This window comes from Armatimonas sp. (genome assembly GCF_043760365.1).
In the GTDB taxonomy this organism is placed as follows: Bacteria; Armatimonadota; Armatimonadia; order Armatimonadales; family Armatimonadaceae; genus Armatimonas.
Genome location: NZ_JAYUPA010000864.1, coordinates 1 through 8,793, shown reverse-complemented (window position 1 = coordinate 8,793; position 8,793 = coordinate 1). Strand labels below are relative to the sequence as shown.

The following is an 8,793-nucleotide window of genomic DNA, read 5'->3' as shown; positions in this document are numbered from 1 at the left end:
ATTAAAAACCAAGCTCGTCACTTTGAGATTTCCATGCCAGTGCCAGAGTGGGAGCACCTCGATGCCACAGATTTGTCGGGGGGTGAATGGCTCCCATTCCACCAAATCGAGCTGCGGCTTGCCACCTCCCTCTTGCGTGGTCTTGAAGCAGTAGTCGTAGACACTGCGCACACGCGCCAAGTTCTCCGCCGTACTGTAGATCGGAATCCGAATGTCGTACTGGAAGTTGAACTGTCGCAGGTCGTCTAAACCAAAGAGATGATCCGCGTGCGTGTGGGTGAGAATGCAGGCGTCTACCCGCCGGACATTCTGCGCCAGGCACTGCGTCCGCAAGTCCGGCCCCGCGTCCACCAGAATCGTCCCCTTAGGTCCTTCCACCGTCAGTGCCGGGCGGGTGCGCTTGTCGCGGGGGTCAAGCGAGAGGCAGACGGGGCAGTCGCAGGCGAGCAGCGGGACGCCCGTGGAGGTGCCGGTACCCAGGAAGGTGATTGTCATGTGCCTCCCCCCAGCCCCCCATCCAGCGAAGGGAAAGCGTGGAGAAGTGTCTCCTCTTCGTCTTTATTCACGGCCCGTAGATCCAGCAAGAGCCTATCTTTCTCAATGCGGCCATAGACCGGCGTGGCGGCTTGGCGGAGCATTCGGGCGAGGACGGGCAGGTTCTCGGCGCGGATCACCACGGCGTGCGACGGTAAGCGGCGATCCGGGAGCGAGCCACCGCCCACTTGCGAAAACGTGGCCTCCACCGTGGCGTCGTAGCCCCGTTTCTGGAGCTTTCGGGCGAGAATGCGGCAGCGCCGTGCGATCTCCGCATCGTCTCTTCGGATGCGGCGCAGAATGGGCACCTCGTCCCAGGCGCGGCCCGTTCGGTAGAGCCGCAGTGTCGCCTCCAGCGCCGCGAGCGTGAGCTTATCCGGGCGAAGGGCGCGCATCAGGGGATGCGTTTTGCACAGCGCGATCAGATCTTTGCGCCCCACAAGAATCCCGGCCTGTGGCCCTCCGAGCAGCTTATCCCCCGAGAACCAGACCAGATCCGCGCCCGCCGACACACTTTTCTGCACCTGCGGCTCGTCGGTGAGGCCGAACGGGGAAAAATCCACCAGTGCCCCCGAGCCGATATCATCGCCAAAAGGGACCGCAGATTTCCGACTCAGAGCCACCAGCTCCTCCAGCGACGCCGACTCCGTAAAGCCGACGATGCGAAAGTTGCTCGGGTGGCAGCGCAAGAGCATCCCCGTGTTCTCCGTGAGGGCGGCTTCGTAGTCCCCAATCCGCGTCCGGTTTGTTGTCCCCACCTCCACCAGCCGCGCCCCCGACTGAACAATCACATCGGGGAGGCGAAAGTGCCCCCCGATCTCCACCAGCTCGCCGCGAGAGAGAATCACGTCTTTGCCGCACGCAATCGCGGCCAGCGCTAGCACCGTCGCCGCCGCATTGTTATTCACCACAACGGCATCCTCGGCACCGGTGAGCTCCCGCAAGAGCTGAGCGATCACCGTCTGTCGGCTTCCCCGTCCGCCGGTCTCCTCATCCACCTCAAGGGTTGCATGGCCTGCCGCCACCGCTGCCACCGCCGCCGCCGCACTCGGAGCCAGGGTCGCACGCCCCAGATTCGTGTGCAGCAAGACTCCTGTAGCGTTGATCGCACGCCGCAGTTGGTTGCGCCCCATTTCAGTAGCAAGCTCACGGGCACGAGCGGGCAAATCCCCAACAGACTCGCCCGCTTTCAGATGCTCCCGTGCTTCGTCAATCGCCTGCCGCGCCACAGCAACTGCCAGCTCATGCGTGAGCTCACTAAGCTGCGTACTCAGCTTCTCTACCGATGGTAAATCACGAAATGTCATCCTCCAACTCCTCTCTCCCCTTCCTTCGCGGCGAGGGAAGGGGCCGGGGGATGGGTTCGAATCGGTGGGGGCGCGACATAGTGCGGCGCTAGCGTTGCCACATCGTCGGGGCCTTGGACACGCAGTCGCGCCTGGCCAAGCCGCGCGATATGGTAGGCGCGGGGCGAGGCAGTGCGGAGCACCGCCTGTGGGTTGGGTACGATCCAGTGCGCACACTCCCCCAGCACAAGGAGCCGCGACTCGCCCAGCACCTCCGTAGCCTGCGCTAAAACCTCGCTTGTCAGGAGCACCTTAGGCTCAGCAACAGGGTTGGAGCGACCGCCTTTGTAGAACGCCGCGATTACCTCGTCTTTTCGCGAAGGCACCACAACGACCACGGGAGCCCCCGCACCCGAGACCGCGCTTGCCATCGCATCTAGGCTACTCACCCCGATCACGCGCTTGCCCAGTACCTCCGCCCAGGTCTTTGCCATCGTGACGCCCACACGCACGCCCGTGAAGCTCCCCGGCCCAAGGCCCACCGCAAACGCATCCAGCTCCTCCAGGGTGAGCTCCGCCTCGCGCAGTGCAAACTCCACAATGCCTGGCAGACGCTCAGTGAGCCGTCGGTGGTGCGCGAAGTTGATCTCCACCAGTAGCTCCTTGCCGCTTACAAGGGCAACCGAGCAGGTATCCCCTGAGGTGTCCAGCGCAAGAATTTTCACGGGTCAACCTCCCTCTTGCCCGGCGGAGGAGAGATGTGGATTCGTCGCGACTCTGGCCCGGTGTCGGTGAGTGTCACCCGCCAGCACTGCTCAGGGAGCGCATCAGCAATCAGCTCAGCCCACTCGATCAGCACCACATTGTGCCCCTCCAAATACTCAGCCAGCCCCGCCGCCTCCCACTCCGCGCCACTTGCGAGCCGATAGGCATCCATGTGAATAATCGGAACCCTTCCACCGTCGTACTCATGCACTAGGGTAAATGTCGGCGAGGAAACCAAGGCAGGCGAGCCTAGTGCTGCTGCCAGCGCCCGTGTGAATGTCGTCTTCCCCGCCCCGAGATCGCCCGACAGGAAAACCAGCGCTCCTGGCTCCAGGTGCTCTGCCAGCCAGCGTGCTGCCTTGTTCGTTCCCTCAAGGGAATCAACCGAAAAATCTACCGCATCTACCACATCTACCAAATCCACAGATGCTATTGTACTCTAGTTTCCGCTAAAATCAGGCCCTCGTAGACAACCGATCCGCCACCGGCGACATCAGGCTCACTCTCAGGCACAGTCGAGTCGGAAAAATAAAAACACACCGAAAGAAGCCCGGTGTCACAGCCAGTTTATCGTATTTGCAACCTATTGGAAAAGACTCTACAAGGCGTTCCCCTCGGAACAAACCTGGGCTTATTCCAACTCCAATTCGCACTCGTCTCAGGCAGATTCTTGCAATCACGCGGAGCCGTCTTCGCCTTCCTGAGTTGGCTTTGCTCTGTGGTAATGTACTTTCGTATATTGCTGCGAATAGCTCTGCTGTGGCGACGGGGTTCTGGGATCGTGCGTGTCGTGCGTGTGGAAAAGCGCCGAGCAGAGCGCAAGCAGTAGCCTATCCTTCAGGCAGGGGGCACTCTAGGCGCGAAACTCATCAGGGTTGAAGAGGATCAGGTTCCTGCGGAGAGTGCCCGGAAGTTCGTGCTAGGCAGTAGCGTGCACAATGGCGGCGAAGTCGGCGGATTTGAGGCTTGCGCCCCCGATCAGTCCGCCGTCAATGTGCGGCTGGCTGAGCAGCTCGGCGGCGTTGTCGGGCTTCATCGAGCCGCCGTACTGGACACGCACCGCATCGGCAACCTCGACCCCGTAGAGAGAGCGGATGGTCTGGCGGACAATGCCGCAGACACGATTCGCCTCGGTGGCATCGCAGACCTTACCGGTACCAATGGCCCAGACGGGCTCGTAGGCAAAGACTAGGCGCAGTGCTTTTTCGCTCGTCACTCCCGTAATAGCCCCCGCGACCTGCGAGGAGACAACCAGATCGGTCTTGCCTCCCTCACGCTCGTCTAGAGTCTCTCCAATACAAATAATCGGCTCCAAGCCCGCCGCGATAGCCGCTTTGACCTTCAGATTGACAGTGGCATCGGTCTCGCCGTAGTGCTTGACAGTCTCCTCAGGCTCCGGGACTCCGAAGCGCCCCCGTGTCTCTGAGTGCCCCAGAATCACGTAGGTCACCCCAGCATCTTTAAGCATCTCGCCTGAAATCTGACTGGTGTAGGCTCCCGTTGCCTTCCAAAACGCGTCCTGTGCGCCCAGTACCACCGACGACCCCGCGACCACTTCCCGCACGGTATGAAGAACCGTATAAGGAGGGCACACTACCACGGTGACTCCACTCTTTCCCGCAATCGCTGTGACCACTTCTTGCGCCAGTGCCGACGCGGCGGCTGCAGTCCCCTTGTTCATCTTCCAGTTACCCGCGATAATCGGGGTTCGTGCCATATTCTCTTCCTCAATGGCGGAAAGTTCCGCTCAACGAGTGTATCATACCCAAAATTAGCCAGGAACTATACAGTAGTTTTATACGTAGGGTTAAGTGTGCGACGCTATCTCCCCCTTATTTTTGGCGGTGCCACGCTGGCACTTCCGGCGGCACTGGCCTGGTTCTTTCTCCATCCACCACGCCGCCGTCACTCAAAAACACCGCGTACCGGGCTAGGGCTGGGCTACGAGCGGGTTCGGTTTTCGTCGCTAGATGGAGTTCGCCTCTCGGGCTGGCTCGTGCATGCCCCGAATCCGCGTGGTCTGGTAATCCTCTCCCACGGCTACAGCGGCTGCCGAGACACAATGCTTCCCTACCTGCACTTTTTACACACAGCAGGCTTCACCGCCTTGCTCTACGACTTTCGTGCGCACGGCTGGAGTGGAGGCACGCAGGCAACTCTAGGGCTCACGGAACCACGGGATCTTCAGGCAGCGATCCGCTGGACGGAGTGCCAGCTTGGTCTCCAGGCCCTGCCGCTTTTCCTGCTGGGCGAGAGCATGGGAGCGTCCGTGTCGCTTCTTGTGGCCGCACAGGAGCCTTCGGTGCGAGCCGTGGTGGCAGACTGTGGCTTCGCCCGCATGGACGGCCCGATCCAGAAACGCCTGGAGACGCTCTTTGGGGAGCCGATGGGAAAGGCGCTCGCCCCGGCGACGCGGAGTGTTGGGGAGCATCTTCTGGGCACACCCACGGCTCGAATCGCGCCAGAGGAGGCCATTGGGAAGATTGCACCGCGCCCCGTTTTAATCATTCACGGCGCCAGCGACGCACTAGTCACGCCCGACCACGCGTACCGGCTCCATGCGGCTTCAGGCGGAGCGGCCCAGCTCTGGCTTGTCAAGGACGCAGGCCATACCCTCAGTGTCCGTACCGCCCCAGACTACGCAGACCGAGTGGTGGGATTTTTTGAGGACGCGCTCCGATAAATCGGCGCTCTAGGCGCGGTCAGTCTCGACTTGGAGGCGAACCGTTGCGATGATCTTCGCGACCCGCTCGCACTCCTCTTGCGTCCCCGAGAAGCAGATTGCACGCCCCTCAAGATGGACACGCAGCGCGATCTGAAAGCCTTCCTCCACGGTACAACCCACCGCTTTCTGGAGAATATCAATCACATCATCAAACGAGTGCCAGTCGTCGTTGTAGAGAATCACGATCCAGGGGCCAGTGAGATCCACTCCCTCGCGGATATCGCTCAGGTCGTTCAGGCCGGGCATGTCCAGGTGACTTGGGACAAAATCAGGTGGAAGGGCAGGTGCCTCTTCTACTTCGGGGCGTTCAATTGTCGTCGGCATAGCTCTGCCCGTAATTTTATCACACGGCAGCCGAGCTTATCACCCAGGAGCGGAGCGAAAAATCAGTCCCGCTGTCTCTGGAGCCACGGACAGGTAGAGCTGTGTAAAGACCTCCGTCAGGATGTGCTGGTTCTCGTGCGCGAGTGGCGTGATTCCCAGACGTGCCCCCAGCTGCATCAGCCGCCGCGCCAGCCCCGCATCGGTCTCGTAGGCCAGGATCCAGCGGTGCTCCACAAAGCGCTCCGCCACTCCCGCCAGCTCAGGAAGCGCACCACGCTCCAGAAGGCGCACCGCCTCGGGGGCAATCTCGGGTAGGCAGAGCTTCAGCCGCGTGAAGAGATCGGTGGCGTGCGCGGGATCGGTGCGCAGAAGCTGGGCATCCATCGTGAGTTCCACCGCCACGTGGGCGAAGAAAAACACCCGATTCAGAGGCAGGGGCCGCAGTAGTGTCTTTGCCGTTTCGCAGAGCGCCAGAAATACGGGATCGGTATGAAAGCGCTGGTCGGCGGCCAGATGCAAGCGGGCACCGTCTGCCAGCGCCCCTACCTTACCCTCAAGATGCTGCTTTTTTACGCCCCCTTCGCGGGAGATGCCCAGCCAGTCCGGCAGAAGATTCCCGGCGTAGAAAAGCGGCGGCTCGTCGGGGGAGAGCTGGCAGGCAAGGGCATGGTGCGAGAGAAAGTTCATGATTTGCCGATAGTATATCCGGGAGGCCAGTGGCAAAATACTTTGAAACTTTTCGTGTTTAATACACACTAATAATCTATGAAACGACACTTACTTATCATTGACCCGCAGGAAGACTTCTGCAATCCGCGCTCCGGGGCGCTCTTTGTCGCTAGCGCGGAGGCCGATATCTCGCGCATTGCCGCGCTGGTGCAGCGCGTGGAGTTCGCTGCGATTCACGTCACGCTGGACACGCACCACTTGATTGACATTGCGCACCCGCTCTGGTGGCGCGATCCCAGCGGCACTCCCCCCCCGCCGTTTACGATTATCCGCGATCTGGAGCACTGGCACGCCGCCGACCCCGCGCATCAGGAGCGGAGTGTAGCCTATGTCGCAGCGCTGGCACGCAATGGGCGCTATCCCTTGTGCATCTGGCCCCCCACTGCCTGATCGGGAGCGCGGGCCATGCCGTCGCCCCGGAGCTCTTTGCCGCGCTCTGTGCCTGGGAAACGCGCACGGGCCGGAGCGTGGACTATATTCGAAAGGGCGAGAATCCCTTCACCGAGCACTACAGCGCCATCGCCGCTGATGTCCCCGATCCCGCTGACCCGGCAACGCTCCCCAATCAAGCCCTTCTCGCCGCTCTCTCCCAGGCCGACGAAATCCTCATCTGCGGGGAAGCGGGCAGCCACTGCGTCGCGAGCACTGTCCGCGATTTAGTGAGCGAGGGCATCCCCGCGCAGAAACTCACGCTTCTCACCGACGGTTTCTCCGCCGTGCCGGGCTTTACGCACCTTCAAGACACGTTTCTCGCCGATCTAAAAGCAGCCGGGGCACGACTGACCACAACAGAGGAAGTCAAATGATCGTCTCCCTTCTCGATACCGATCTGTATAAGTTCACCATGATGCAGGTGGTCTGGGGACGGCACCCGCAGGCACAAGCCGAGTACACGTTCCAGTGCCGCACCAAAGATGCCGATCTGCGCCCGTTTGCCACCGAGATTCGCACGGATCTAGACAAGCTGGCAGGACTTCGGCTGACTTCGGACGAGGCGCAGTTTCTACGCGCCATTCGCTATATCCGGCCCGAGTTTGTGGACTTCTTGGAGCACTTCACGCTTGATCCTAGCCAGATCGAAATCCGTTCCGAAAGCGGCTTTGAATTGCGCATCCGTGGCCCGTGGCTGGCGACCATTCTCTTTGAGGTGCCGGTGCTGGCGACGATCAACGAGGTCTGGTCGCGGCATCACTTCCCACTCACCCCAGAGCGCGAAGCGGAAGGCGTGCGCCGCTTAGAGGAGAAGCTAGCGCAGCTTCAGAGCGCCTCGGTGCCGGTTCGGGTGATGGAGTTTGGGACGCGGCGACGCTACTCACAGACGTGGCAGGATCGCGTCACCGAGCGGCTGGCTCCGCACTTAATTGGAACGAGCAACGTGCATCTAGCTCAAAAATTTAATCTCAAGCCATTTGGGACAATGGCCCACGAGTTTCTCCAAGCCGGTCAAGCACTCGCGCCCCTTCTCAGCTCCCAAAAATTTATGCTGGAAGAGTGGATGCAGTTCTACCGAGGCGATCTTGGCATCGCGCTCTCGGATGTGTTCGGCTTCGACGCGTTTCTGACCGACTTCGACCGACTCTTCGCCAAGGCCTACGACGGCTGCCGTCACGACTCGGGCGACCCGGCGGCGTGGGGCGAGAAGCTGCTGGCGCACTACGAAAGCCTCGGTATTGATGCCCGCTTCAAGACTGCCGTCTTCTCCGATGGCCTGAGCATTCCCAAGGCCCTCGCACTAGCGGAGCGCTTCGAGGGGCGTATTCGGACGATCTTCGGCATCGGCACCGACCTGAGCAACGATTTAGGCGACAAAGCGCTCCAGATCGTCCTCAAGCTCGTGCGCCTGGACGGCCAGCCCGTCGTCAAGCTCTCCGACTCCCCCGGCAAAGCCATCACCGACGACGCAGCCTATTTAGAGTACGTCCGCGCAATGTTTGCGCACTAGACCAGAGAGAGATGGTGGACGATGCCGTAATCTTCGCCCAGGTGCAGGTGCCTTCCGCCTCGGTACTGGTGCCCTGCGACAGGCTTAGCTACTTTGAGGTTGGCGAGGTAGCAGGGGGTGAATGGCTCTTGGGGTCGGATGACGTACTGGGGCGATTTCCAGTAGGTGTCCCAGCAGACGGAGACGGTGTCGGCCAGGTCGTGCTCGGCGATCTTGAGAAGGGTGTCGAGGAGTCTTGGCTCGATGATCTCGTCTCCGTCGGGCAGGAGGGCGTGGGTGTAGCCAAGGGAAAGAAGGTGCTCTCCCGCCGCCATCCGGTGCTCGATCTCGCCATGCCACTCGCCTACGATAACTGTAGCCCCTGCCGCCTCTGCTACCTCTACCGTCCTTTGCCAGTTACCCGCCTCCCCAAAGAAAGGAAGACGGTTCACGAAGACGAATGAGGGCACTCTATCTTGGAAAGCCTGAATACTCTCCGACAGGTAATT

The 8,793-nt window shown here is 61.0% G+C and carries 12 protein-coding genes; 4 read left to right on the top strand and 8 right to left on the bottom strand.

Annotated elements, in window-relative coordinates; all coding sequences use genetic code 11:
• The 5 genes from ACH2EH_RS21460 to tpiA form a co-directional block, all read right to left on the bottom strand.
• A partial coding sequence (locus ACH2EH_RS21460; RefSeq protein ID WP_395144942.1) for an MBL fold metallo-hydrolase occupies nt 1-495 on the bottom strand: 495 nt, incomplete at its 3' end.
• Nucleotides 492-1,841 (bottom strand): L-seryl-tRNA(Sec) selenium transferase, encoded by a 1,350-nt coding sequence (gene selA / locus ACH2EH_RS21455; protein WP_395144940.1) that lies wholly within the window; start codon nt 1,839-1,841, stop codon nt 492-494. The genes ACH2EH_RS21460 and selA, both read right to left, overlap by 4 nt.
• Nucleotides 1,838-2,545 (bottom strand): tRNA (adenosine(37)-N6)-threonylcarbamoyltransferase complex dimerization subunit type 1 TsaB, encoded by a 708-nt coding sequence (tsaB, locus tag ACH2EH_RS21450; protein WP_395144938.1) that lies wholly within the window; start codon nt 2,543-2,545, stop codon nt 1,838-1,840. Before tsaB ends, selA begins: the two co-directional genes overlap by 4 nt.
• Nucleotides 2,542-3,009 carry a tRNA (adenosine(37)-N6)-threonylcarbamoyltransferase complex ATPase subunit type 1 TsaE gene (gene tsaE, locus ACH2EH_RS21445; RefSeq protein WP_395144936.1) on the bottom strand — a complete coding sequence of 156 codons (468 nt, stop codon included), beginning with the start codon at nt 3,007-3,009 and terminating at the stop codon, nt 2,542-2,544. Before tsaE ends, tsaB begins: the two co-directional genes overlap by 4 nt.
• Before the next feature lie 495 nt (nt 3,010-3,504).
• Nucleotides 3,505-4,302 carry a triose-phosphate isomerase gene (gene tpiA / locus ACH2EH_RS21440; RefSeq protein ID WP_395144935.1) on the bottom strand — a complete coding sequence of 266 codons (798 nt, stop codon included), beginning with the start codon at nt 4,300-4,302 and terminating at the stop codon, nt 3,505-3,507.
• A gap of 96 nt (nt 4,303-4,398) precedes the next feature.
• Between tpiA and ACH2EH_RS21435 the strand changes: the two genes are divergently transcribed.
• Nucleotides 4,399-5,268: an alpha/beta hydrolase gene (locus ACH2EH_RS21435; protein ID WP_395144934.1), complete on the top strand. Its 870-nt coding sequence runs from the start codon at nt 4,399-4,401 to the stop codon at nt 5,266-5,268.
• Nucleotides 5,269-5,277: 9 nt separating this feature from the next.
• Here ACH2EH_RS21435 and ACH2EH_RS21430 read toward each other — a convergent pair whose 3' ends face one another.
• Entirely contained in the window at nt 5,278-5,634 is a 357-nt protein-coding gene (locus tag ACH2EH_RS21430) for an ATP-dependent Clp protease adaptor ClpS (RefSeq protein WP_309697016.1), read from the bottom strand.
• A gap of 39 nt (nt 5,635-5,673) precedes the next feature.
• Nucleotides 5,674-6,321 carry a hypothetical protein gene (locus ACH2EH_RS21425; protein WP_395144932.1) on the bottom strand — a complete coding sequence of 216 codons (648 nt, stop codon included), beginning with the start codon at nt 6,319-6,321 and terminating at the stop codon, nt 5,674-5,676.
• A 78-nt stretch (nt 6,322-6,399) separates the two neighbouring features.
• Between ACH2EH_RS21425 and ACH2EH_RS21420 the strand changes: the two genes are divergently transcribed.
• The 3 genes from ACH2EH_RS21420 to pncB are packed head-to-tail and all read left to right on the top strand — an operon-like array spanning nt 6,400 to nt 8,305.
• Entirely contained in the window at nt 6,400-6,753 is a 354-nt protein-coding gene (locus ACH2EH_RS21420) for a hypothetical protein (RefSeq protein WP_395144930.1), read from the top strand.
• Entirely contained in the window at nt 6,729-7,169 is a 441-nt protein-coding gene (locus tag ACH2EH_RS21415) for an isochorismatase family protein (RefSeq protein WP_395144928.1), read from the top strand. The genes ACH2EH_RS21420 and ACH2EH_RS21415 overlap by 25 nt, the downstream gene beginning before the upstream one ends.
• Nucleotides 7,166-8,305 (top strand): nicotinate phosphoribosyltransferase, encoded by a 1,140-nt coding sequence (gene pncB, locus ACH2EH_RS21410; protein ID WP_395144927.1) that lies wholly within the window; start codon nt 7,166-7,168, stop codon nt 8,303-8,305. The genes ACH2EH_RS21415 and pncB overlap by 4 nt, the downstream gene beginning before the upstream one ends.
• Here pncB and ACH2EH_RS21405 read toward each other — a convergent pair.
• The coding region (locus ACH2EH_RS21405; RefSeq protein ID WP_395144925.1) for a hypothetical protein at nt 8,302-8,793 on the bottom strand (492 nt) is incomplete at its 5' end. The genes pncB and ACH2EH_RS21405 overlap by 4 nt on opposite strands.

Bases quoted from the DNA above. Each gene is read 5' to 3' on its own strand.
- selA (WP_395144940.1), bottom strand. From the start codon at position 1,841: ATGACATTTCGTGATTTACCATCGGTAGAGAAGCTGAGTACGCAGCTT.
- ACH2EH_RS21425 (WP_395144932.1), bottom strand. From the start codon at position 6,321: ATGAACTTTCTCTCGCACCATGCCCTTGCCTGCCAGCTCTCCCCCGAC.
- pncB (WP_395144927.1), top strand. From the start codon at position 7,166: ATGATCGTCTCCCTTCTCGATACCGATCTGTATAAGTTCACCATGATG.
- tpiA (WP_395144935.1), bottom strand. From the start codon at position 4,302: ATGGCACGAACCCCGATTATCGCGGGTAACTGGAAGATGAACAAGGGG.
- ACH2EH_RS21420 (WP_395144930.1), top strand. From the start codon at position 6,400: ATGAAACGACACTTACTTATCATTGACCCGCAGGAAGACTTCTGCAAT.
- ACH2EH_RS21430 (WP_309697016.1), bottom strand. From the start codon at position 5,634: ATGCCGACGACAATTGAACGCCCCGAAGTAGAAGAGGCACCTGCCCTT.